This is a genomic window from Streptomyces sp. RerS4 (assembly GCF_023515955.1).
Classification (GTDB): Bacteria; Actinomycetota; Actinomycetes; order Streptomycetales; family Streptomycetaceae; genus Streptomyces.
Window position 1 is genome coordinate 1,086,893 of sequence record NZ_CP097322.1, and the last position, 23,128, is coordinate 1,110,020.

Here is a 23,128-nt window from a genome sequence, read left to right on the forward strand (position 1 = left end):
GCCGTGCGGACCCCGTCCGGTCCGCACGGCACACCCGTTCCATCCCCCATGAGCGAGCCGAGGAGACCGAGGAGACCATGAAGACCCGACGACCCGCTTCCGGGCGGTGGATCGAAGGCTGGGACCCGGAGAACGAGGAGCAGTGGGAGCGCTCCGGCCGGCGGATCGCCCGCCGCAACCTGGTGCTGTCGGTCCTCTCCGAGCACATCGGATTCTCCGTCTGGAGCATGTGGTCGGTCCTGGTGCTGTTCATGTCGCCGGAGATCGGCCTCGGTTTCACCCCCGGGGAGAAGTTCCTCCTGGTGGTCGTGCCCACCCTGGTCGGGGCGGTGCTGCGGCTGCCCTACAGCTACGCGGTGACCCGCTTCGGCGGCCGCAACTGGACCGTCTTCGCCTCGACCGTCCTGCTCGTACCGGCCGTGCTCGCCTTCGTCTTCGTCCAGCGGCCCGGGACCCCGCTGTGGGTGTTCCTGCTGATCGGCGCCACGGCCGGGGCGGGCGGGGCGAACTTCGCCTCCTCGATGACGAACATCACCACCTTCTTCCCGCAGCGCCGCCAGGGTTGGGCCCTCGGGGTCAACGCGGGCGGCGGCAACCTCGGGGTCGCGGTGGTGCAACTGCTCGGCCTGCTGGTCATCTCGACCGTCGGGGACACCCACCCCGCGTACGTGGCGGCCGTCTACCTCCCGCTGATCGCGGTCTCGGCGCTGCTCTCGTCCCTGCTGATGGACAACGTCGACGCGGTCCGCGCGGAGCCCGGCGCGCTGCGCGAGGCGGCGGCCAACCGGCACACCTGGTGGATCTCCTTCCTCTACATCGGCACCTTCGGCTCCTTCATCGGCTACGGCTTCGCCTTCGGGCTGGTCCTGCGCTACGAGTTCGGCTCGACGCCGCTGGAGGCGGCCTCGTACACGTTCATCGGCCCGCTGCTGGGCTCGGTGTCGCGTCCGCTGGGCGGGAAGCTGGCCGACCGGTGGGGCGGCGCCCGGGTCACCCTGTGGTCCTTCGTCGCGCTGGCCGCCGGCACCGGGGGGCTGCTGCTGGCCTCGTGGGCGCAGTCCTTCGGGGCGTTCGTCGCCGCCTTCACGGTGCTGTTCGTCCTCAGCGGCCTCGGCAACGGCTCGACGTACAAGCTGATCCCGGCCGCCGCCGCCGCCGAGGCGGAGGCCACCATCACCTCCGGCGGCGAGGCCGCGGCCGCGTTCGCCCGCGCCCGCCGGATCTCCGGCGCCACCATCGGCATCGCCGGGGCGGTCGGGGCCCTCGGCGGGGTCGCCATCAACCTGGCCTTCCGCTCCGCCTACGAGGGCGGGGGCGGGAGCGGCACGATCGCCTTCGCCTGCTTCCTCGGCTACTACGCCCTGTGCATGGCCGTGACCTGGTACGTGTACCTGCGCCCGGCGCGGCGTACGCCCGGCGTCCCGGCGCCGGTTCGGGAACCGAGGCCGGCCCATGTCCGTTGAACTCACCGACACCGCCGACACCGCAGAGGCCGCGACGCACTGCGCGTACTGCGCGCTCCAGTGCGCGACCGTGCTGCGCCGCGAGGGCGCGGAGGTCACCGTGCGCCCCGCCGATCCCGCCGAGGGCGGCCTGTGCCGCAAGGGCTGGACGGCCCCCGAGGTGCTGCGTGCCCCGGACCGGCTGCGCACCCCGCTGCTGCGCGGCGCCGACGGGCGACTCGCCCCCACCGACTGGGACACCGCGCTGGACTTCGTCGCGGACCGGCTGCGCGCACTGCGCGCCGAGCACGGCGCCGACGCGGTGGCCGTGTTCGGCAGCGGCGGGCTCACCAACGAGAAGGCCTACCAGCTGGGGAAGTTCGCCCGGGTCGCCCTGGGCACCAGCCGGATCGACTACAACGGGCGCTTTTGCATGTCCTCGGCGGCGGCCGCCGGCAACGCCGCCTTCGGGCTCGACCGGGGCCTGCCCTTCCCCACCGCCGACCTCGGCCGGGCGGACGTGATCATGCTGGCGGGCGCCAACCCCGCCGAGACGATGCCCCCGCTCATGCGTCACCTCACGCGCGCCGACCTCATCGTGATCGACCCGCGCCGCACCCGTACCGCCGAATTGGCCGCACTGCACCTCCAGCCCGTGCCCGGCACCGATCTGGCCCTGGCGCTGGGCCTGTTCCACCTCGCCGTCACCGAGAACCTGCTCGACAAGAGCTACGTCGACCGGCGCACCTCCGGCTTCGACGAGGCCTGGCAACGCGCCCTGCCCTGGTGGCCCGAACGGGTCGAGGCGATCACCGGGGTCCCCGTGGCCGACATGCGGCGGGCCGTCACCATGCTGGCCGAGGCCGGACGCCGCTACGTGCTCACCGGGCGCGGCGCCGAACAGCACAGCAAGGGCACCGACACGGTCGCCGCGTTCGTCAACCTGTCACTGGCCCTGGGCCTGCCCGGCCGGGAGGGCAGCGGCTACGGCTGCCTGACCGGGCAGGGCAACGGCCAGGGCGGCCGCGAGCACGGGCAGAAGGCCGACCAGCTGCCCGGCTACCGGATGATCACCGACCCGGCGGCTCGCGCCCACGTCGCGGGCGTGTGGGGCGTGGACCCCGACACGCTGCCCGGACCCGGCCTCGACGCCTACCGGTTGCTCGACTCCCTCGGCACGCCCGGCGGACCGAAGGCCATGCTGGTCTTCGGCTCCAACCCGGCGGTGTCCGCCCCGCGCGCCGGGCACATCGGCGACCGCCTGGCCGCGCTGGACCTGCTCGTCGTCGCCGACTTCGTCCCCTCCGAGACGGCCGTCATGGCGGACGTGGTGCTCCCCGTGACCCAGTGGGCGGAGGAGGAGGGCACCCTGACCAACATGGAGGGACGGGTGCTGCGCCGCCGGCCCGTCCTCGCCCCGCCGCCGGGCGTGCGCACCGACCTGGAGGTGCTGCACGGCCTCGCGGTGCGCCTCGGGCAGGACCCCGCGCGCTTCCCCACGGCCCCCCGTACCGTCTTCGAGGAGCTGCGCCGGGCCTCCGCCGGGGGCCGCGCCGACTACGCGGGCGTGAGCTACGAACGCCTCGACGCGGGCGAGGAGTTGCACTGGCCGTGCCCCGCACCGGACGCCTCGGGGGCAGCGCATCCGGGCACGCCCCGGATGTTCCTGGACCGCTTCGCGCACCCCGACGGACGGGCCCGCTTCGCGGCCGTCGAGTACCGGGAGTCCGCGGAGGCGCCAGACGACGCGCTGCCGCTGTACGCGACGACGGGCCGGGTCCTGGCCCACTACCAGTCCGGGGCGCAGACCCGTCGGGTGCCCGAGCTGGCCGCCGCCGCGCCGGAGGCCTTCGTGGAGGTGCATCCGGACACGGCGCGGCGGCACGGGCTCGTGGAGGGCGCGCTCGCCCGGGTGGTGTCGGTGCGCGGGGCCGTGGTGGCCCGCGTCCGCTGCGCCCCCGACCTGCGCACCGACACCGTGTTCCTGCCGTTCCACTTCCCCGGCGCCGGCCGGGCCAACCTCGTCACCGGGTCCGCGCGGGACCCGGTCAGCGGCATGCCGGAGTTCAAGCTGGCCGCCGTACGCGTCGAACCGTGGCAGGAGGCCTCGTGAGCACGACCGAACACCGCGCCGACGAGCCCGTGGTGGTCGTCGGCAACGGGCCGGCGGCGCACCGTTTCGTGGAAACGCTGCGCCGGCGTGGCCACCAAGGTCCGGTGACCGTACTCGGGGCCGAGCCCGACGCCGCGTACCACCGGCCCCTGCTGCTGTCGGTCCTCGACGGCACGCTGCCGCCGGGGGCCTTGGGCCTGGCGCCGCCGCCGGACGGCGTACACGTGCGCACCTCGGCCGTCGTGACCGGCATCGACCGGCGCCGCCGCCTGGTGCGCACGGCCGACGGCACCGAGGTTCCGTACGGGTTACTCGTGTTGGCCACCGGGTCCCGCTCGCGGCCGCCCGGCTTCGACGGCCCCGGGGTGCGTACCCTGCGCACCCTGTCGGATGTCGCGCCGCTCCCCGAGGGGCCGGTGGTGATCGCCGGGGGCGGGTTGCGCGGCGTGGCCGCCGCTGCCGCCCTACGACGGGCCGGGCACGAGGTGAGCCTCGTCCACCCCGGGCCGCACCCGGCCCACCACGACCTCGACGGCCCCGCCGCCGCCCTCGTCGCCGACGCCCTGGAGCGTGCCGGGGTGGCGCTGGAGCTCGGACGGCGCGTCGTCGGCCGGGAGGAGGGCAAGGCCCTGCTGGACGACGGCCGGCTGTCGGCGGCGGCGACGCTGCTGGTGTGCGCCGGCGAGGTCCCCCGGACGGGTCCGGCGCGGGCGGCGGGCCTGCCGGTGCGCCGGGGGGTCCTGGTGGACGACCGGCTGCGCACGCGTGACCCGTACGTCTTCGCCATCGGCGACTGCGCCGAACCCGTCGGGGCGCGCCCCGCGCACTCCCTGGCGTCCGCGTGGGAGCAGGCCGACGCGCTCGCGACGTTCCTGACCGGCGGGGCCGGCCGGTACCGGCCGGCCCGCCGGGTGCTCCGCCCGGTCCTCGCCGGCCTGGACCTGACGGTGGTCGGCCCGCGCGGCGCCCTCGACGGCGATCCGGTGGAGGGCGAGGAGGGGGTCACGCTGTCCGACCCGGCCCGCGGCCGGTACGCCCGGCTGCTGCTGCGCGGGGAACGGATCCACGCCGGCGTCGTCGTCGGCCTCCCGCGCGCCGGCGCCGGCGTCGGCCGGCTGTACGCCGAGGACCGCCCGGTGCAGAGCGACCGGCTGGCGCTGCTGCTCGGCGCGACCGGCGGCTACGCCGCGTCGGGGGAACTCCCGGAGACGGCCGTGATCTGCCAGTGCAACGGAGTGACCGTCAAGACCCTGACCTCTGCCTGGCGGCAGGGCGCGCGCGAGCTGCCCGCGCTGGCCGCCGCGACCCGCGCCACCACCGGCTGCGGCACCTGCGGGCCGGCGGTCGGCCGGCTGTGCGAGCGGCTCGCCCGAACGCCGGACGGGGCCGATCCCGACGGGGCCGCGCGGGCCGAGCCCGCCGGGGCCGCGGAACCCACGAAAGGACACGCGCACGCATGACACGCACCCTGGTCGTCGTCGGCTACGGGATGACGGCACACCGGCTCGTGGAACACCTACGGGCCGGTGACCGGTCCGCCCGATGGCGGATCGTCGTCGCCGCCGAGGAATCGCGCCCCGCGTACGATCGCGTGGCGCTCTCGTCGTATCTGGACGGAAAAAGCGCGGAAGACCTCCTCCTGGCCGGCCCCGACGTGGCCGGCGATCCGCGCGTCGACGTCCGGCTGTCCTCCCCGGTCGTCTCGGTGGACCGCGGGGCCCGCACGGTGACCTTCGCCGACGGTCCGGCCGTCCGCTACGACGCCCTCGTCCTGGCCACCGGCTCACGGCCGTTCGTACCGCCCGTCCCGGGTCACGACCTGCCCGGCGCGTTCACGTACCGCACCTTCGACGATCTCGACGCGCTGCGGGAGGCCTCCGTGCCGGGCGCCGCCGGGGTGGTGATCGGGGGCGGGCTGCTCGGCCTGGAGGCCGCGCAGGCGCTGCGTTCGCTGGGCATGCGCCCCCATGTGGTGGAGCTGTCCCCGCACCTGATGCCCCTCCAGATCGACGAGGGCGGCGGCGCGGTACTGGCCCGGCTCGTCGGCGAACTCGGCATGACCGTGCACTGCGGGGTGAGCGTGGCCTCCGTGGACGCGGGCCCCGAGGGCCTGGTGCGCGGGGTGACGCTGTCCGACGGCACCGTCCTCGATGCCCGTACCGTGGTGTTCTCGGCGGGGGTGCGCCCCCGCGACGAGCTCGCCGGCCCGGCCCGCCTGGAGCGCGGCGAGCGCGGCGGCTTCCTGGTGGACGCCTTCTGCCGCACCGCCGACGAGCGTGTCTGGGCGATCGGCGAGTGCGCGGCCGTCGAGGGCCGCTGCCACGGCCTGGTGGCCCCGGGTTACCTGATGGCCGAGAGCGTGGCCCGCCAGCTGCTGGCGGGGCCGCCCGCCGCCCCGTTCCCGGGCGCGGACACCTCGGCGAAGCTCAAGGTGTTCGGGGTGGAGGTGGCCGGCTTCGGCGACGTCCACGCCCGTACGGAGGGCGCGTTGTCCTTCGTACGGGAGGACCGCGCGGCCGCCACGTACGCGAAGCTCGTCCTCTCCCCCGACGGCCGCACCCTCCTGGGCGGCGTCCTGGCCGGCGACGCCCACGCCTACGGCGAGCTGCGCGCGATGCTGGGCCACCAACTCACCGGCCCCCCGGACCTCCTGCTGGCCTGAGACCTCACCACACCACACGAAAGCGGCGCCCCCCCGTCCTAGATGATCGATTCCAAGGGATCGGCTGCGCGTATGGGGCGGGGGAGCCCAACGTCAGTGTGTGAAGACAGAGTTGGACTCCCTCGCGACCGCACTTTACGTGAAGACCGACGACCTGCTGAAGGCGTCGCCGCATCTTGCACCCTGGCGTCCGGTCGTCGGGATTACTCCGCGGCTGACCGATGCCGAGCTGGTCACGCTCGCGATGATGCAGGCCACGCTCGGCGTCACCTCCGAGGCCAGGTGGCTCCGCCATGCCCACGCTCACCTGCGGCATCTCTTCCCCTACCTGCCGAAGCAGCCTGGCTACAACAAGCGACTGCGCAAGGCCGCCGAGCTGCTTCGCCGGGTCACCCAGACCCTGGCCACCGACACCTCCGTGTGGAGCGACGACGTGTGGATCGTGGACTCCACCCCCGTGGAGTGCGGCCGCTCCCGGGAGACCGTCAAACGCTCCGACCTGGCCGGATGGGCCCAATACGGTACTGCGCGAGCCACAGCCGCTTCTTCTGGGGCCTTCGGCTGCACCTGGTGTGCACCCTCCAGGGCCTGCCGGTCGCCTTCGCCCTCACCGGAGCGAACGCAGACGAACGCGAGACCCTGCTGGACCTGCTCGCGGCCGAACAGCGCCTCGTCGCCGCCCGGCCCGGCCAGACGCTGATCGGCGACAAGAACTACTTCGGCCGCGACTTTGAGCGTCAGTTGGCCGAGCAGGGCATCCGGCTGCTGCGGCCGGCCCGGAAGGGCGAGCCAGAGAGGCCCGGCGCACCACTGTTCAAGCCCTTGCGGCAGGTCATCGAATCGGTCAACGAGACCTTCAAGGGCCAACTCGACCTCGAACAGCACCGAGGGCGCACACCCGGCGGTGTCATCGCCCGCGTCATGCAGCGCATCCTCGCGCTCACGGCCGCGATCTGGCACAACGACCACACAGACCAGCCCGTGCTGCGCTCACTGACCGCCTACGACCACTGACCCTGTCCGTTGCCGACGGTACCGGGCCGTCTGTCACTGAATTACCGCTGGGCGGGCGCTCCCTCAGCGATCTCTGCTCAGCGGCGCGGGGTGCGATGGCGGCGGTGATAGGAGATGGTGACGGCGGCGAGGAGCGGGCCCCAGAGGAACAGGGGTAGGTAGAGGATGCCGACCACAAGGCTTCCGGTGGGTGTCATGTCGTCGTGCGGAAAGGTCCACCACCAGGGGGTGAAGGCCCAGAGTACGGTCAGGGCCGCCGCGCCGAGGGCGGCAGGGACCACGGCGGCCATGGGGCGGACTCTTCGCCCTCCGACCAGCGGTATCCAGTGGGGCGCGACCTCGCCCCATGGCCGTACCAGACCGATCGTGAGGAAGGCTGCGAGCTCGCAGAGCACGCTGAGTGTCAGCATCCATACCTTCGCGCCTATCGTCTGGAAGCTCTCGAAGCCAACGTCGGTGTATCCGGCCGGGTATCCGAGCACCAGGGCAATGCGCCACAGTCCGCTCGGCAGGACCACCCATGTCGTCAGATGCGCAGCGCAGACAGCCCAGCGGGGCGGCGCCGCTGCGGAGATGACCGTCGAGTCGCTCGTTTGAATGCTCATGCCACACATCGTCACGCGCCCCCAAACAGACTTCATCACCCTGCGCGATGGACTCAGACGGCCCTGTGGAGCGAGAGCGGGACGGTGGCCTCCCCCGCGTGGGGGAGGCCACCGTCATCCTCCGAAGCCATGGCCTCCGCGAAGCCTGCCGCGCTTCTTTGGCAGGCGGTCAGCCAGCGGCGGTTGGGTTCCGCGACAAACATGCTGGATTCATTGACAAGGGACAGACCCCTTGGAATCGATCATCTAGACGGAGGGCGCCGCTTTCGAGTGGTGTGGTGAGGACACGCGAAAAGACCGGACGCGACTTCGCGGTGCGAAGTCGCGTCCGGCTGTCCGCCCCGCCCGCGGGGGACGGTTGTGTGTACGGGGCGGACGGTCAGTGGGCCGCGGCGGGTGCGTGCTCGGCGGCCTGGTCGGCGGGGGCGGAGGCAGCGGGGGCTCCGCTGCGGCGGCCGACCACCAGGAGGGTGACGAGGGCCAGGCCGGCGCCGATGTACAGGACGCTGACGGTGGCCAGGTTGTCCACCGCGAAGCCGCCGAAGAGGGCGCCGAGGGCGATGGAGAGGTTGAAGGTGGAGACGTAGAGGGAGGAGGCGGCCTCGGTCGCCTCGGGGGCGGCGTCGAGGATCCAGGTCTGGAAGGTCACCGGGACGGCTCCGTAGCCCAGGCCCCACAGGACCAGGACGATCGCGGCCGTCAGGGTGGTGTTGCCCACGAAGGCGAGGAGCAGCATGGCGACGGTGAGGACCACCGCGATGCCGACGACGGTCTGGCGCAGCCGCTTGGCGATGAGGGCGCCGGCGATGAAGTTGCCGGTGATGCCCGCCACTCCGAAGATCAGCAGCAGCACACCGATCATGCTGTCGCTCACGCCGTCGTCCTGGAGGAGCGGGCGGACGAACGTGTAGGCGAGGAAGTGGCCGGTGATGACGAGGAAGGTGATCGCGATGCCGATGCGGACGCCGGCGTTGCTCTTCCACACCTTGGGCAGGTCACCGAAGGTGATGGTGCGTTCGGCGGGGACCTTCGGCATCAGGAACACCATGGCGGCGAGGGCGACGAGGGCGAGCCCGCCGACGGCGGCGAAGGCGGTGCGCCAGCCGGAGAGGTCTCCGAGGAAGGTGCCGGTGGGCACGCCGAGGACGGACGCGGTCTCGACGCCGCCGAAGATGACGGCGGTGGCGCGGGCCACGTGGCGTTCGGGCACGAGGCGCAGGGCGATGCCGCCGGCGATGGACCAGAAGCCACCGACGCTGATGCCGATGAGGAAGCGGGCGACGAGGACGATGGCGAAGCTGGTCGCGAAGGCGGAGGCGAGGTTCGCGAGGCCCACGATGGCGATCAGGATGGCCAGGACGAGCCGGCGGTCGAACTTCCCTGTGGCGACGGTGACCAGCGGCGCGGAGATCGCGGCGACCAGGCCGGGGATGGTGACCATGAGGGCCGCGGTGCCCTCGGAGACGTCGAGGGCGGAGCCGACCGGGGTGAGCAGGCCCACGGGCAGCAGTTCGGAGGTCATCAGGGAGAAGATGCCGAGGGTCACGGCCAGGACGGCGAGCCAGCCGCGGACGGCGGACGGCTCCTTCCCGGGGGTGGCCGGTACGGATTCGAGCGTGGTCACGGTGTCATTCCTTCGTCGGCGGTCCCCCTCAGGTGCCGGGAGACGGAATTCGGGGTGGTGCGCGGGGACGGGTGGTGCGGGGGGTTTCGGGCATGGCAGGGGCGGTGGCCTGGCCTGGCAGGCGGAGGCCACCGCCCTGGTTCGTCGCTATGGGGTCTGGGAGGGTTCGGGGACCGGGTGGCCTACTCGGTGCCGGGGGTCTTGCGGGTGGTGGCGTTCATCCGGTTCCACACGTTGGTGGTGAAGATGAGCGCGATGAGGTGGGCCAGCTCCTCCTCGCCGAAGTGGCGGGCGGCCTCGTCGTAGACGGAGTCGGGCACGCCCTGCGGCAGGAGGGTGACGGCCTCGGTCAGAGCGAGGGCGGCGCGCTCCTTGACGGTGAAGAGGCTCGACTCCTGCCAGGCGCTGAGCTGGTAGATCCGCTCCTCGGACTCGCCGCCCTTGCGGGCGTCCGTGGTGTGGTAGTCGATGCAGTAGGCGCAGTGGTTGATCTGCGAGGCGCGGATCTGGACGAGCTCCAGGAGGACGGGGTCGATGCCCTGGCGGGAGGCTCCGTCGAGGGCCAGAACGGCCTTGAAGATCTTGGGGGCGACGGCGGAGAAGTTCATTCGCTCAGGAACCTGAAAAGTTGTCATGTGAAGAATCTAAGGGCCCAATCGGCCCCGAGTAGGGTTCATTCCCATGCAGAGATCATGGGTCAATTCCCCTTCCGAAGACGCCTCCGAAGACCCCTCCGAAGGCCTTTACGAAGACGCCTCCGAGGCCCCCTCGGAAGCCCCCCTGACCAGGGCCGCCGCACAAGCCCGCCCGGAGCCCCCCGGCACCGGCAGCGACCTGCACCTGGAGCTGACCGGCGAGGGCAGCCTGCGCAGCCGGCTGATGCGCGCGTTACGCGAGGCCATCGACTCGGGTCGGCTCGCGCCGGGCACCCGCCTGCCGCCCTACCGGGCGCTCGCCGCCGACCTCGGGATCGCCCGCAACACCGTCGCCGACGCGTACGCGGAGCTGGTCGAGGAGGGCTGGCTCTCCGCCCGCCAGGGCTCCGGTACCCGGGTCGCCAAGCGGGCGACGCCACTGCGCGGCGCCGCGCGCGGCCCGGCGCGGCCCACCCATCGGCGGACCGTCCACGACCTGATGCCCAGCTCACCGGACGCCTCCGCCTTCCCCCGCACCGCGTGGATCGCCGCCGCGCGCCGGGCCATGGCCGCCGCCCCGTACGACGCCTTCGGCGTCGGTGACCCGCGCGGCCGGATCGAGCTGCGGCGCACCCTGACGGAGTACCTCGCGCGGGTGCGCGGCGTACGCACCTCCGCGGACCGGATCGTGCTCTGCGCCGGGTTCGCGCACGGGCTGGGGCTGCTCGGCAAGGTGATCGGTGGTCCGATCGCGGTGGAGTCGTACGGTCTGGGCTTCCACCGGGAGGTGTTGGAGGAGGCGGGGCTGAGGACGCTGCCGCTGACCGTGGACGACAGCGGCGCCCGCGTCGAGGAACTGCCGGGAACGCGGGCCCGCGCCGTGCTCCTGACGCCGGCCCACCAGTTCCCCACCGGGGGGCCGTTGCACCCGGAGCGGCGGGCGGCCGTGGTGGACTGGGCGCGGGCGACCGGTGGAGTGGTGGTCGAGGACGACTACGACGGGGAGTTCCGCTACGACCGCCAGCCGGTCGGCGCCGTCCAGGGCCTCGACCCGGACCGGATCGTGTACATCGGTTCCGTGAGCAAGAGCCTGTCGCCGGCGCTGCGGCTGGGCTGGATGGTGTTGCCGGGCTGGCTCGTGGACGAGGTGCTGGCCGTCAAGGGGCCGCGCGAGATGTGGTCGGGGGTGACGGACCAGCTGACCCTGGCCGAGTTCATCGCCTCGGGCGGCTACGACCGCCACCTGCGCCGGATGCGCCTCGTCTACCGGCGGCGGCGCGATCTGCTGGCGGCGCGGCTCGGGGCGGAGGCGCCGCACGTCCGGGTCAGCGGGGTGGCGGCCGGGCTGCACGCGGTGCTGGAGCTGCCGCCGGACACCGAGGAGGCGGCCCTGCGGGCGGCCCGCAGGCAAGGGCTGGCCCTGGACGGTCTGCGGACCTACCTGCACCCGGAGAGCTCCATGACCCCGCGCGACGGGCTCGTCATCGGCTACGGGACCCCGCCCGACCACGCGTTCGCGGCGGCCCTGGACGCGCTGTGCCTGGCGCTGCCGGACCCGCCGCAGGAGCCGGCGGGGCCCGACGAGCCGGTGCCGGTGCGCCGGCGGGGCTAGGTCGTCAGACGACCTAAGGGGGCGTTACACGTGTGAGCGCCGCCTCCCGGATGGTCGGGGAGGCGGCGCTCACACGTGTAACGCTGTTGCGGACGGGCTCAGGCCTTCAGGAGGGCGAGGCCCAGTTCGGTGTCGAGGCGGTCGAGGTCGTCGGTGTGCCCGTGGGCCGCGATGTGGCCGTCGGGGCGGATCAGGTGGTAGCCCGGCTGCGCGCAGAGGGCGCCCGCGCCGGGCAGGGCGGGGGTGGCCCGCAGGATGCGCAGGTCGGGCCAGGGGGCGACGGCCTTCTCGGCCGCGGCGGTCCAGGCCGTGTCTCGGGCGGGCGGGCGCAGCAGCAGCGTCCACCCGGCGGGCTCCGTGCCCGGTCCGGCGAGGCCCAGGGCGAGGGCGGCCGGGCGGGGAAGACGGATCCCGCGCCGAGCCCGCCCGGCAGGCGGCCCCGTACCCGGCAGGCGCCGGCCGCGGGCCGCTGGGTGGGGCGCTGCGGGCTGTAGGCGAGGCGCCGCCCCGCCATCACGGGGGCGTAGAGCCGGGCGGCGGCCCCGGAGTGGTCCAGCAGCCGCATGGCGGAGTCGCGCAGCACGACGCGGCGTCGGGTGCGGGCGGTCAGGGCCCGGGTGTGCAGGTCGGTGTCGCGGACGATGCGGCCGGTGGCTTCGATCCTTTCCCGGCCGTAGCTCTCCAGGAGCGTGGCGGGGGCTTCCCCGGCGAGGACGGCGGCGAGCTTCCAGGCCAGGTTGTGCGCGTCCTGGAGGCCGTTGTTCATGCCCTGGCCGCCGGCCGGGCTGTGGACGTGCGCGGAGTCCCCGGCCAGGAAGACCCGGCCGCGCTGGAAGTCGGTGGCCCGCCGGGCGTGCACCCGGAAGACGGTCTCCCAGACCGGCTCGGTGATCCGTACCCCGTGCGGGCCCCGGGTGTCGATGAGGGCCTGCATGTCGGCGCGGGTCAGCCGCGTTCCCTCGGGCATGACGGACAGGAACCGGAAGACGCCGTCGGGCTGCGGTACGACGACCAGGGTGCCGGAGGTGCTCTGGTAGTACGAGATCTCGTCGGGCGGCAGGTACCCGTCGATCCGGGTGTCCAGCAGCGCGAAGGCCATCTCGTACGTGGATCCCTCGAAGCCGATGCCCAGTTGCCGGCGGACGTCGCTGCCGGCGCCGTCGGCGCCGATGACGAACGGGGCCGCGAACCGTTCGACGAGGCCGTCGCCGTGTTCGAGGACGGCCGTCACGGTGGCGCCGGGCACGATGGCCCCGGAGTAGTCGATGTCCTCCAGGCAGAGCAGGCGCACCCCGCGTTCGATCTTCCCGCCGAGGGAGTGCAGCCGTTCGGTGAGGATGCGCTCCGTCTCGGGCTGCGGGAGTTGGCGGGCGGCCAGCGCGTCGGTGAAGGTCAGCGAGGCGACGGGCCGCCGGTCGGAGAAGTAGCGGAACGCCCGGACGGGCACGGAGGCCGCCTCGACGGCCTCACCGACCCCGAGGTCGGTGAGGATGTCGCGGACCCGGGGCCACAGGGACAGGGCCTTGGGTACGGTGGCCGCCTCGGCCGCCCGGTCGACGATGCGGACCCGTACGCCGCGCCGCAGCAGTTCGCAGGCGGCGAGCAGTCCCGTCGGTCCGGCCCCGACGACCAGGACGTCCACGTCGGCCGACCGGCTCACCGGACGCCCTGTCGCTTGAGGCGCGCGCTCAGTTCGATGCGCTGCACCTTCATGGTGGCGGTACGCGGCAGCTCGGAGAGCTTCATCTGGACGGGCGCGGCGAGCTGCGGCCACTCGGCGGCGGCGGTGGCCCAACGGTCGAGATCGAGCGGCAGGTCGTCGCGGGTGCTGACGACGGGGACGCCCACGTCTCCCGGACCGGGGACGACGACGAGTTCGGTCAGTTCGTCGAGGCGACCGAGGACGGTGTCCTCGATCTCCAGGGTCGAGGCGATGCCGGGGATGGAGTCGACCTCGCGGTCCAGCAGGTGCAGGCAGCCCTCGTCGGTGCGGTAGCCGAGGTCCATGCCGCGCCACCAGCCGCCGTGGATCTGGGTGTCGTAGCGCTCGCGCTCCCCGAAGTAGCCGAGCGCCCGGCCGGCGGCCTGTACGTCGATGTAGCCGGGGTTCTCGCGGGTGACGGGCTGTCCGTTGCGGCTGACGAGGCGGAACTTGGTGTCGGAGGGGAAGGCGTGGCCCTGGCAGCGGCCGTCGGCGCCGAGGGCGGTGGCGCGGGTGAAGCCGCGGCCGACGAGGGGGCCCGTCTCGCTCTGCCCGTAGATCTGGTAGAAGAGCGGCGAGCTGCGGTCGGTGGCGTGCAGCAGCTTGTGCATGGTGCTGGGGTGGATGGCGTCGAAGGTGGTGCTGAAGTACTTGACGTTGGCCAGGGGGCGCAGCGGGTGGTCGGCGAGGACCTCCCACTCCATGAAGGAGTTGGGGTGCGACTCGATGAAGCCGGGGCGGGTCTCGGCCCACAGCTTCGCCGCGTGCTCGGGTTCGGCGTCGTTCATGATGACCATCGGGTTGCCGCGGGGCAGCAGCACGGCGAGGGCGAGCGGCATCCGGGAGTGGACGTAGCTGACGTGCAGGGCGACCGTCTCGTGCTCGCGGATCATGTCGAACAGCTTGGCCTGGGGGCGGTAGCGGCCGTGCAGGGTGCGGGCGGAGTGGACGACGAGCTTGGGCAGGCCGGTGGTCCCCGAGGTGTGCGTCATCAGCGCCGGCAGGTCCAGGTGCGGGACGACGGGGGCCTGGCGCGGGGATCCGGCGAGGTCGGCGAGGGAGACGGTGCCGGGCCGGGAGCCCGCGACGATGATGACCTGGGCGGTGATCTCGGCGAGCGGGGCGTCGGCGAAGGAGCCGTCGAGCTTGTCGGTGTCGGTGACGAGGAAGGGCGCGCCGAGGCGGCGCAGCAGCGCGAGGACGCTGTCGGCGTCGAGGTACGGGGAGAGCTGGACCGGCACGGCGCCGAGGCGGGCCACGGCGGAGGAGACGATGTTGATGTCGAAGCCGTTGGACTTGTGGATGGCGACGTGCTCGCCCCGGCGGACGCCCGCCGCGTAGAGCCGGGCGGCGGTGTCGTCGATTTGCTCGGCGAGTTCGGCGAAGGTCATGCGGCGGCCGGCGTCGGGGAGCAGGTCCAGGTCGTGGTCGAGGATGATCAGCTGGTCGCCGTGGTCCTCGGCGGCGCGCTCGGCCACGAGTCCCATGTAGAGGCCCTTGTCACTGCCGTTGACGGGAAGCATTGCGGAGCTCCTTCACTGTGCGCGTAAAAAAGACGAGGTTTCGCAGGATCTGTCAGACGAGGTCGTTGAGCAGGGACTCGACGATGCGGACGCCGTCCCGGGTGAGGACGGACTCGGGGTGGAACTGGACGGAGGCGAAGTGCGGTCCGCGCAGGGCGTGGACCTCGCCGGTGGCGGGGTCGCGGCTGACCTCGACGACGCCGACGCCCTCGCACTCGACCTTGTCCTCCGCGCTGCGGGCGGCGAACGTGTTGTAGAAGCCGACGTGTTCAGTGCGGCCGAAGAGCCCGATCTGTCGCTGGACGCCCTGGTTGGGGGTGTCACGTCGGGCGAGTTCGAGGCCGAGTCGGCGGGAGAGGACCTGATGGCTGAGGCAGACGGCGAGGAAGGGCCGCTGCTCGGCGAGGAGCCGGCGGATGTCGCCGGTCAGCTTGTCGATCTTGGGGTGGGCGGTGTCGCGCGGGTCGCCGGGGCCGGGGCCCATGACGACGAGGTCGTGGGCGTCGAGGGCGTAGGGCTCGTCGAACCGGCTGACGGTCACTTGCAGGCCCATGGAGCGCAGTTGGTGGGCGATCATCGAGGTGAAGGTGTCCTCGGCGTCCACGACGAGGACCGACCGGCCGGCCAGTCGGGCCCGGGGCACGGCGCGGTCGGCCTCGCCGGCCAGCCAGTAGCCGGCGATGGAGTCGTTGCGACGGGCGAGGGCGGCCCGTACGTCAGGGTGGGCGGAGAAGCCGGTGGGCCGGTCGGCCTCCAGCGCGGCGAGCAGGCCGGCGGCCTTGGCCTTGGTCTCGGCGACCTCGGACTCGGGGTCGGAGTGGCGGACGAGGGTGGCGCCGACACCGATCCGGACGCGGCCGGCGGCGTCGATGTCGGCGGTGCGGATGAGGATGGCCGAGTCGAGCGCCGGTGCGCCGTCGTCGTCGCGGCCGATGAGGGCGGCGACGCCGCTGTAGTAGCCGCGGCCGTGGGGCTCGTAGCGGGTGATGACGCGGCAGGCGCTCTCCAGGGGGCTGCCGGTGACGGTGGGGGCGAACATCGTCTCGCGCAGGATCTCGCGCGGATCGCGGGTGGTGTGGCCCTCGATGAGGTACTCGGTGTGCGCGAGGCGGGCCATCTCCTTGAGGTAGGGGCCGACGACGCGGCCGCCTCCCTCGCAGATGCGGGCCATCATCTTGAGTTCCTCGTCGACGACCATGTACAGCTCGTCGGTCTCCTTGCGGTCGGCGAGGAAGTCCATGACCTGCGGCAGCGTGGGGCCGGTGGCCGGGTAGCGATAGGTGCCGCTGATGGGGTTCATGACGGCGGTGCCGCCGTGGACGCTGATGTGCCGCTCGGGCGTGGCGCCGACGAAGGTACGGCCGCCGGTGTGCGCGACGAAGGTCCAGTAGCCGCCGGACTCCTGTTCCAGCAGCCGGCGGAAGAGCGTGAGGGCGCTGTGCGGGGTGTAGCCGTCGATCTCGGTGGTGAAGGACCGCTTGATGACGAAGTTGGCGCCCTCGCCGGTGCCGATCTCGTCGGAGATGACCCGACGCACGATGTCGGCGTAGTCGGCGTCCTCGATGTCGAAGCCGCCTCCGGAGAGCCGGATGGGCCGGTCCTCGATGCGGGCGAGGGCCTCGGCGAGCGGGAGGCGTTCCTGCGCGGTGACGGTCAGGGCGATCAGCGGCGAGCCGTCGTCGGGTGCCTCGAAGCCGCGTTCGCGGATCTGCCGGAACGGTACGAGGACCAGTGCCTGGTGCCCGCCGGCGGAGCCGGGTGTCGCCGGGCGCGCGTCCAGGGGGACGGCGTCGAGGGTCTCGGGGTGCGACACCTTCCCGACGAGCACCTCCAGGACGCCCGGCCCGGTGGCCTCGGGGCGGTGGAGCAGGGCGAACGGCGGCGGCTCGGGGCCCAGGACGCGGGCCAGCAGGTCCGGCCGGTCGGGGGTCACGCGAGGACCTCCTTGGCGGTGGTGACCACGGCGCAGCGCTGGGCGGCGTAGGTCAGGGTCCGGTGGTGTTCCTCCTCGGAGAAGTCGCCGAGGGCGTCGGCGACGAGGAAGGTCTCGATGTCGTGGCTGAAGGATTCGACGGCCGTGGCCAGCACCCCGACGTGGGCGTACACCCCGCACACCACCAGCTGGTCGCGACCGGCGTCGCGCATGCGGGCCAGCAGGTCGGTGTGGTGGAAGGCGCTGTAGCGCCACTTGGTGAGCACCCAGTCCTCGGGGCGGGGGGCGAGGGGTTCGACGATCTCGCGGTCGGCGCGCGAGGTGCGCATCCCCGGCCCCCAGAAGTCCTTCAGCAGCCCGCGCTGCCGGTCGGTCATCCCGCCCGGCTGGGCGGTGTAGGCGACGGGCACGCCGAGCGCGGCACAGCGCTCGCGCAGCAGCGTGGCGTTGTGGACGAGCTCGGTGCGCAGGGGCTCGGGCAGGGGGGCCAGGAAGTAGCGCTGCATGTCGTGGACCAGCAACACGGCACGGTCCGGGTCGACGGACCAGGCGGCGGTGTTGAGGGGCAGGTCCCCCGATGTCGGCATCGGGTAGGCCTCGATGGTCGGGATGCCGGCCATGGCGTCCTCTCTTGCTTCGTGCGCGGAAAACGGAAAAGGGGTGGTTGGGGGGCGGTCAGACGCCGAGGGTGGCGCCGCCGTCGACGGTGAGCGTGTGCAGGGTGATGTGCGAGGCCTCGTCGGAGAGCAGAAAGACGACGGCGTCGGCGATGTGCCAGGGCTGGGCGAGGCGGCCGAGCGGGATGCCGACGCGGAACGTCTCCCCGTTGCCCCGGATGGAGGCCTGCGGCCCGGACTCGTCGTGCCACATCGAGCGGAGCATCGGGGTGTCGGTGGATCCGGGGGCGACCACGTTGCAGCGGATGCCGTGGCGGGCGACCTCCAGGCCGAGGCTCTTGGTGAACATGGTGGCGGCGGCCTTGGAGGCGGCGTAGGCGGACATGTCCGAGCGGGGGGTGCCGGCCGCGTTGGAGGCGACGGTCACCAGGGATCCCCTGGCGCGTTCGGCCATGCGGTTGACGACGGCCCGCGAGACGTGGAAGACGCCGGTCGCGTTGACGGCGAAGGTGGCGTTCCAGTCCTCGTCGGAGAACTCGCGTGCCTGGCCCAGGCGCAGGACGCCGGCGGCGTTGACGAGGTGGCCGATGGGACCGAGTTCGCGTTCGACGCGCTCCACGGTGGCCTCGACGTCGGCGCTGTCGGTGACGTCGGTGGGGTAGGCGGTGGCCTTGACTCCCTGGGCGGTGAGTTCCTCGACGGCCCGGCGCAGGTGCTCCGGGTCGCGGTCGACGGCGGCGACGAGGACGCCGCGCCGTCCGAGGGCGCGGGCCACCGCGCCGCCGATCCCGCCGGCGGCCCCGGTGACCAGGGCGATCGTGCCGTCCATGCCGTCTGTGCCGTCCATCAGTAACTCCAGCTGGACACGACCGAGATGGCCTGTCCGGGGTTGAGTCGCGGGTCGCAGTGGCTGGTGTAGAACTCGCCGACCCGCTCGATGGCGCTCGGGTCCGAGACGCATTCGGTGACGGCGTCGGGGGTGGTCTCCAGGTGGAAGCCGCCGGCGACGCCGCCGGCCTCGGTGACCGCGAAGTGGAAGGCGACGGCCTCGCGTTCGACGGTGGCGACGTAGCGGGTCTTGTATCCGTCGGGGGTGCTGACGGTGTTGCCGTGCATCGGGTCGGTCAGCCAGATCACCGGGTGTCCGGCCTCGCGGACGGCGGTGACCAGGGGCGGCAGGGCGTCGGGGAGCGCGTCGGCGCCCATGCGGGAGATCAGGGTGAGGCGGCCGGGTTCCCGGTCGGGGTCGAGGCGTTCGCACAGGGCGAGGAGTTCGGCCGGGGTCATGTTCGGGCCGACCTTGCAGGCCACCGGGTTGCTGACGCGGGAGAGCAGCTCGACGTGCGCGCCGTCGACCTGGCGGGTGCGTTCGCCGATCCAGGGCCAGTGGGTGGAGGCCAGCAGGGTGCCGCCCGCGTCGTCGGGGCGGAGCATGGACACCTCGTAGTCGAGGAGCAGGGCCTCGTGGCTGGTCCACACCTTGGCGTCGATGCCTGCGCCGGCGCCGCCGGCGCGCCAGCCGAGGCCCCGCATGACGTCGTCGGCGGCCATGTAGCCGGTGAGCAGGCGCAGCGGATCGGGGCGGCGGCTGTCGGGGTCGGCCTCGGGGCCGTTGACCATGTGGCCCCGGAAGACCGGCAGTTCGACGCCGTCGATGTGTTCGGTGGGCTTGGAGCGCGGCTTGGCGTACTGGCCGGCGATCCGGCCGACGCGCAGGACGGGCTTGCCGGTGATCAGGCGCAGGGACCCGGCGAGGAGGTCCAGGACGGCGGCCTTGCGCGAGACGTGGTCCGGGGTGCATTCGGCGGGGTCCTCGGCGCAGTCGCCGACCTGGACCACGTGGGCTTGACCCGCCGCGACGCGGGCGAGCAGGCCGCGCAGGGTGCGGACGTCCTCCCCGTCGACGAGGGGGGGCCGGACCAGGAGTTCCTCGCGGACCCGGCGCAGTTGCGCGGGGTCGTCCCAGTCCGGCTGCTGTAGCGCGGGTTTCAGCCGGATGCCGATGTCGGCGTTGTCCACGGAGTTCCTCCGAGTAGATGGGCGCGGGCGCGCGCTCGCGCGGACGGTGCGCGCGGGCGGCGAGGTGACGAAGAGGGAGAGAGAAGTGGGAGAGAGGAGGTGAACGGCAGGCGGGGAGCGGCGGAGCGCGAGTAAGGCTCCGGCGCTGCGGGGCCGGCTGCCGTACGGAAACGGCGACGGGCGCCGGGAGGGAGGGTCCCGGCGCCCGTGGGTCAGGGCGGGGCCGTGTCGGCGGCGACGGGCGCCGGCTTCGGCTCGGCGTCCCGGACCCGCCGGATCAGGCGTCGGCGAGGCCGGCGCGGAGCGCGGCGGTGATCTCGACGGTGCGACGCGCCTGGTACTCGATGGCGGCCAGGTTGTCCTCGGTGACGTTGCCCGCCTCGTTGCGGGAGACGCTGCTGACGCCGTACGGGTTTCCGTTGGTCGGCGCGAGCTGGATCGGGTCGGCGACACCGGGCGGCACGATGATGGCGCCCCAGTGGTAGAAGGCGTTGTTCAGCGCGAGCAGGGTGCTCTCCTGGCCGCCGTGGAGGGTGGCGGTGGAGGTGAACGAGGACATCACCTTGTTCAGCAGCCCGCGCTTGGAGTGCAGCGGGAGGGTCTGGTCGATGAACTGCTTCAGCGAGGCGGCGGGCAGGCCGTAGCGGCCCGGGGTGCCCCACAGCACGGCGTCGGCCCATTCGAGGTCGTCGAGCGTGGCCTCGGGGACGTCGGCGACGGCGGCCAGGTGCTCGGCCCAGTTCGCGTTCCAGGTGTCGTTGCCCGGCACGACGGTCTCGGTGGTCAGTTCGGCGGTGCGGCGCAGCCGTACCTCGGCGCCCGCCTTCTCGGCGGCGGCCGCGGCGGCCACGGCGAGCTGGTGGACGTTCCCCTGCGAGGAGTAGTAGATGACGGCGACCTTGGTCATATCCGGGGATCCCTCGGTTTCGTTCGGCTGGAATGCCCCGATCCTGTTCGAGGAGTCGGGCGTGGCCAACGGCCCGTCGGACTTTCCGTCAACTGCTCAGCTGGCTAGGTCAGGTCGGTCACCGAGGTCCGTCAGATAGCCCCGGCCGCGCCCCTCCGGGTACGTCGGATCGGTCAGGTCCAGTGGCTCGTCGGCGACGCCGCGACGGACCTGCGGCCTACCGCTGAGCAGGGCGATGGCGTGCGCGGCGGAGGCCAGGGTGGCGTGGCGGTGCCAGCCGTTGAAGGAGCGCCCGGAGAAGTCGCGGATGCCGACCTGGTCGGCGACCTCGGTGAGGTCGCGGTCGACGCGGTGGGTGAGGCGGATCAGCTGGGTCAACTCGGCCGGGCGCAGCGCCGTCAGGTCGGTGAGCCACAGTTCGGCCGGCCACTGCCCGGTGTCGGTGACGCCGAGCAGCAGGAGTTCCTCGGGGCGGTCTCCGGGCCGGCCGACGGGCCGTCGGGTGTCGGCGGTGAGCGTGGCCGATATGGACACCAGGGACCCGGGGCGGCGGACGGCCCGCAGGTGCGCGGGCTGGCCCGGGGGTCCGGCCTGGCCGGCCGGTCCGGCGCCCGGCCTGCGGGGGTCGGGGCGGCGCATGTGCCAGGCGGTGGACATGATCTGCTGGGCGGTCATGCTGGCGCCTCGCCGGGGGAAGGTCGGCTCCAGCACGGTGAGGCGTACGGACGGGTCCACGCGCAGCAGCCAGGGCGTGCCGGCGGCCCGCAGCCGGTGCACGGTGGTGAGGACGTCGGCGTTGCGGGCGTCCATCACCAGGGGGCGTATGGGCAGTCCCGATCCCCGGATCATGCCGAGGTAGGCCTCGACCGAGCACTGGGCGAGGCTTTCCTGCACGGTGCTCTCGGGGATCGAGGCCTGGGCGCGCCGGTTCTCGTCCTCCAGCCAGCGCGATGTCAGGTGCAGCCGCCAGTGCAGCGGTGAACTCCAGTCCTCGGCGGCCGCCCAGACGCCGACGGCCTGCTGGGCGTTGATGACCTGCCCGAGTTCGGGTACGAAGCGGCGCTCGACGCCGACGGAGGTCTCCCCCGCCTTCGGGATGATCATCGGGTGCACCACGTAGGCCTGGGGCGGCGCCATCCGCTCGATGTGCTGGGCCAGGGCCCGGCGGACGGGGGTCCAGTCCCAGGTGGAGCTGGAGATGAAGTGGTGCAGGCTCTGCTCGGCCGCGTCGCCGCCGAGCAGGGTCGCGATGTTGCGAATGGACTTGCGGCCTTCGGCGCCGAGCAATCCCCGGACGTAGTGGATGGCCTTCACGCGCTGGTCGGTACGCGGCATGGACGCGAAGAGGCCCGAGCACAGCTCGAACACCACCGCGTCCCGACCGTCGGAACGCCGGGCGGCCTGGGGCCCGGCGCACTCGACGGAGCCGTGGTCGGTCGTACGCCGCTCCGCCTCGGTCGCGGTTTCGGTCCTGGTCCGGGTGATCGCCTTGGTGGTGGTCCTCGTGGTGGTCCCGCCGGTCGCGCTGTCGTGCCGCAGGATCGTGCTCCTCATGGAAGTCTCCCCTCGGGCCGGGGGTTCGCCCCGGCCGGCCCGCCTGCCTGTCTTTGCCGGTCGACGGCCGCGCCGGTGGCACGGCGGTCGCAAGGACGCAGCCTCACGGCAGGCGACCAAGCGGAGGCCAAGGATCGGTAAACCCAGGATCCGGCCATTTCCGACCGGGCGGCCGGACTACGGGGCGAGGCGACCGGCGGACACCGCCTCACGTCCGGGCACCGGCAGCGGTGCCTGCTCCCGGCCGGTCGACTCCGGCCCGCCCATGAGCGCGAGCCGGATCAGCTCCGGGATCCGGAAGGTCGCCACGGCCACCTCCGGGGAGGCGGTGTAGGTCAAGGGGCCGAGCTCCACCGCGTGGTGGTCGAGCAGGATGCCCAGCAGTTGCTCGGCGGAGTCCGAGGGGACCCCCAGCAGTTGCGCCGCGTCGCGAACGCCGAACGTGCCGACGACGGTACGGCTGAGCACGGTCAGTGCCTCGCGCGCACGACCGGGGAGCCGGGCGCAGGACTGTTCCACCCGGGCGAGGACGTCCCAGGTGCCTGCGCGCAGTTCTACCCGCCTTTGGCTCTCGTTCGCCAGTCGTTCCGCGAAATCCGTCGCCGACCACATGGGCCGGGCGTCGAGGGTCTCACCCATCGCCCGGATCCCGAGCGGGACGTGACCCATCAGTCGGACGATGCTCCGGACGGCGGCGGGGTGGCCCGAGGCCCGCTCGGGGCCGATCACCGAGGAGAACAGCGCGGCCCCGTCGTCGGTGCTCATCGGCCCCACCGTCAGGTGCGCGGCGCCCGGCAGGCCGGGCAGCCGCACGCGTGAGGTGGCGATGACCGTACTGCGGTCGCCGCCGGGGAGCAACGGCAGGATCTGCCGGGCCGACGCGGCGTCCTCCAGCAGCAGCAACAGCGCCCGGCCCGCCGTGTGGTCGCGGAACCGGCGCGCGAGTTCGTCCTCGGCCCAGCCGCCGGGGTCCCCGTCGGAGGTCGGTACGGAGTCCAGGTGCAGGTCCCGCAGGAACGAGCGCAGGATCAGGGTCGGGTTGAGCGGGGTCTCGCGGTCGCTGTGCAGCCGGGCGTACAGCTGCCCGTCGGGGAAGCGGCCGCTGAGCAGGTGCGCCGCCCGCACCGCGAGCACGCTCTTGCCCGCGCCGATGCCCCCGAGGACGG

16 protein-coding genes and 1 pseudogene are annotated in these 23,128 nt (G+C 73.1%); 6 read left to right on the forward strand and 11 right to left on the reverse strand.

Features of this window, described 5'->3' with window-relative positions; genetic code table 11:
* Window positions 1-77 precede the first annotated feature (77 nt).
* The 5 genes and pseudogenes from M4D82_RS04960 to M4D82_RS04980 all read left to right on the forward strand — a co-directional run bounded on the left by M4D82_RS04960 (window position 78) and on the right by M4D82_RS04980 (window position 7,231).
* A complete protein-coding gene (locus M4D82_RS04960) occupies window positions 78-1,463 on the forward strand; it encodes a nitrate/nitrite transporter (RefSeq protein WP_249764864.1) in 1,386 nt (461 codons plus the stop codon).
* Window positions 1,453-3,555, forward strand: coding sequence for a molybdopterin oxidoreductase family protein (locus M4D82_RS04965; protein WP_249764865.1), 2,103 nt, complete (start codon window positions 1,453-1,455; stop codon window positions 3,553-3,555). The genes M4D82_RS04960 and M4D82_RS04965 overlap by 11 nt, the downstream gene beginning before the upstream one ends.
* A complete protein-coding gene (locus M4D82_RS04970) occupies window positions 3,552-5,015 on the forward strand; it encodes an FAD-dependent oxidoreductase (protein WP_249764866.1) in 1,464 nt (487 codons plus the stop codon). The genes M4D82_RS04965 and M4D82_RS04970 overlap by 4 nt, the downstream gene beginning before the upstream one ends.
* Window positions 5,012-6,217 carry an NAD(P)/FAD-dependent oxidoreductase gene (locus M4D82_RS04975; RefSeq protein ID WP_249764867.1) on the forward strand — a complete coding sequence of 402 codons (1,206 nt, stop codon included), beginning with the start codon at window positions 5,012-5,014 and terminating at the stop codon, window positions 6,215-6,217. The genes M4D82_RS04970 and M4D82_RS04975 overlap by 4 nt, the downstream gene beginning before the upstream one ends.
* A gap of 100 nt (window positions 6,218-6,317) precedes the next feature.
* Window positions 6,318-7,231 (forward strand): annotated as a pseudogene (locus M4D82_RS04980) (IS982 family transposase).
* Between the two features lie 77 nt (window positions 7,232-7,308).
* Here the strand turns inward: M4D82_RS04980 and M4D82_RS04985 are convergent.
* The 3 genes from M4D82_RS04985 to M4D82_RS04995 form a co-directional block, all read right to left on the reverse strand.
* Window positions 7,309-7,836 (reverse strand): hypothetical protein, encoded by a 528-nt coding sequence (locus M4D82_RS04985; RefSeq protein ID WP_502988872.1) that lies wholly within the window; start codon window positions 7,834-7,836, stop codon window positions 7,309-7,311.
* A gap of 379 nt (window positions 7,837-8,215) precedes the next feature.
* The gene (locus tag M4D82_RS04990; RefSeq protein WP_249764868.1) at window positions 8,216-9,460 is read right to left on the reverse strand and encodes an MFS transporter; all 1,245 of its coding nucleotides are present in this window, start codon (window positions 9,458-9,460) and stop codon (window positions 8,216-8,218) included.
* 182 nt (window positions 9,461-9,642) lie between these two features.
* Complete coding sequence (locus M4D82_RS04995; RefSeq protein ID WP_249764869.1) at window positions 9,643-10,095, reverse strand: carboxymuconolactone decarboxylase family protein; 453 nt, start codon at window positions 10,093-10,095, stop codon at window positions 9,643-9,645.
* A gap of 46 nt (window positions 10,096-10,141) precedes the next feature.
* On the opposite strand from M4D82_RS04995, the gene pdxR reads away from it, so the two are divergent.
* On the forward strand, window positions 10,142-11,707 hold the full coding sequence (gene pdxR / locus M4D82_RS05000) for a MocR-like pyridoxine biosynthesis transcription factor PdxR (protein ID WP_349637043.1): 1,566 nt from the start codon (window positions 10,142-10,144) through the stop codon (window positions 11,705-11,707).
* A 190-nt stretch (window positions 11,708-11,897) separates the two neighbouring features.
* Here the strand turns inward: pdxR and M4D82_RS05005 are convergent, their stop codons facing one another.
* The 8 genes from M4D82_RS05005 to M4D82_RS05040 all read right to left on the reverse strand — a co-directional run bounded on the left by M4D82_RS05005 (window position 11,898) and on the right by M4D82_RS05040 (window position 21,962).
* Entirely contained in the window at window positions 11,898-13,367 is a 1,470-nt protein-coding gene (locus tag M4D82_RS05005) for an FAD-dependent monooxygenase (protein WP_249764870.1), read from the reverse strand.
* The gene (locus tag M4D82_RS05010) at window positions 13,364-14,932 is read right to left on the reverse strand and encodes a class I adenylate-forming enzyme family protein (RefSeq protein ID WP_249764871.1); all 1,569 of its coding nucleotides are present in this window, start codon (window positions 14,930-14,932) and stop codon (window positions 13,364-13,366) included. Before M4D82_RS05010 ends, M4D82_RS05005 begins: the two co-directional genes overlap by 4 nt.
* 52 nt (window positions 14,933-14,984) lie before the next feature.
* Window positions 14,985-16,865, reverse strand: a complete 1,881-nt coding sequence (locus tag M4D82_RS05015) for an anthranilate synthase family protein (RefSeq protein WP_249764872.1) — start codon at window positions 16,863-16,865, stop codon at window positions 14,985-14,987.
* Window positions 16,862-17,485, reverse strand: coding sequence for an isochorismatase family protein (locus M4D82_RS05020; protein WP_249764873.1), 624 nt, complete (start codon window positions 17,483-17,485; stop codon window positions 16,862-16,864). Before M4D82_RS05020 ends, M4D82_RS05015 begins: the two co-directional genes overlap by 4 nt.
* Before the next feature lie 55 nt (window positions 17,486-17,540).
* Window positions 17,541-18,311 (reverse strand): 2,3-dihydro-2,3-dihydroxybenzoate dehydrogenase, encoded by a 771-nt coding sequence (locus M4D82_RS05025; RefSeq protein WP_249771475.1) that lies wholly within the window; start codon window positions 18,309-18,311, stop codon window positions 17,541-17,543.
* 17 nt (window positions 18,312-18,328) lie between these two features.
* Window positions 18,329-19,501: a 3-deoxy-7-phosphoheptulonate synthase gene (locus tag M4D82_RS05030; protein ID WP_249764874.1), complete on the reverse strand. Its 1,173-nt coding sequence runs from the start codon at window positions 19,499-19,501 to the stop codon at window positions 18,329-18,331.
* A gap of 277 nt (window positions 19,502-19,778) precedes the next feature.
* Window positions 19,779-20,408 (reverse strand): NAD(P)H-dependent oxidoreductase, encoded by a 630-nt coding sequence (locus tag M4D82_RS05035; protein ID WP_249764875.1) that lies wholly within the window; start codon window positions 20,406-20,408, stop codon window positions 19,779-19,781.
* Window positions 20,409-20,504: 96 nt separating this feature from the next.
* On the reverse strand, window positions 20,505-21,962 hold the full coding sequence (locus M4D82_RS05040) for an IS701 family transposase (RefSeq protein ID WP_249764876.1): 1,458 nt from the start codon (window positions 21,960-21,962) through the stop codon (window positions 20,505-20,507).
* Between the last annotated feature and the right edge of the window lie 1,166 nt (window positions 21,963-23,128).

Excerpts from the sequence above, each read along its gene's own strand:
- M4D82_RS04985 (WP_502988872.1), bottom strand. The coding sequence starts at position 7,836 with ATGAGCATTCAAACGAGCGACTCGACGGTCATCTCCGCAGCGGCGCCG.
- M4D82_RS05010 (WP_249764871.1), bottom strand. The coding sequence starts at position 14,932 with ATGCTTCCCGTCAACGGCAGTGACAAGGGCCTCTACATGGGACTCGTG.
- M4D82_RS04965 (WP_249764865.1), top strand. The coding sequence starts at position 1,453 with ATGTCCGTTGAACTCACCGACACCGCCGACACCGCAGAGGCCGCGACG.
- pdxR (WP_349637043.1), top strand. The coding sequence starts at position 10,142 with ATGCAGAGATCATGGGTCAATTCCCCTTCCGAAGACGCCTCCGAAGAC.
- M4D82_RS04975 (WP_249764867.1), top strand. The coding sequence starts at position 5,012 with ATGACACGCACCCTGGTCGTCGTCGGCTACGGGATGACGGCACACCGG.
- M4D82_RS04960 (WP_249764864.1), top strand. The coding sequence starts at position 78 with ATGAAGACCCGACGACCCGCTTCCGGGCGGTGGATCGAAGGCTGGGAC.
- M4D82_RS05040 (WP_249764876.1), bottom strand. The coding sequence starts at position 21,962 with ATGAGGAGCACGATCCTGCGGCACGACAGCGCGACCGGCGGGACCACC.
- M4D82_RS05025 (WP_249771475.1), bottom strand. The coding sequence starts at position 18,311 with ATGGACGGCACGATCGCCCTGGTCACCGGGGCCGCCGGCGGGATCGGC.
- M4D82_RS05035 (WP_249764875.1), bottom strand. The coding sequence starts at position 20,408 with ATGACCAAGGTCGCCGTCATCTACTACTCCTCGCAGGGGAACGTCCAC.
- M4D82_RS04995 (WP_249764869.1), bottom strand. The coding sequence starts at position 10,095 with ATGACAACTTTTCAGGTTCCTGAGCGAATGAACTTCTCCGCCGTCGCC.
- M4D82_RS05020 (WP_249764873.1), bottom strand. The coding sequence starts at position 17,485 with ATGGCCGGCATCCCGACCATCGAGGCCTACCCGATGCCGACATCGGGG.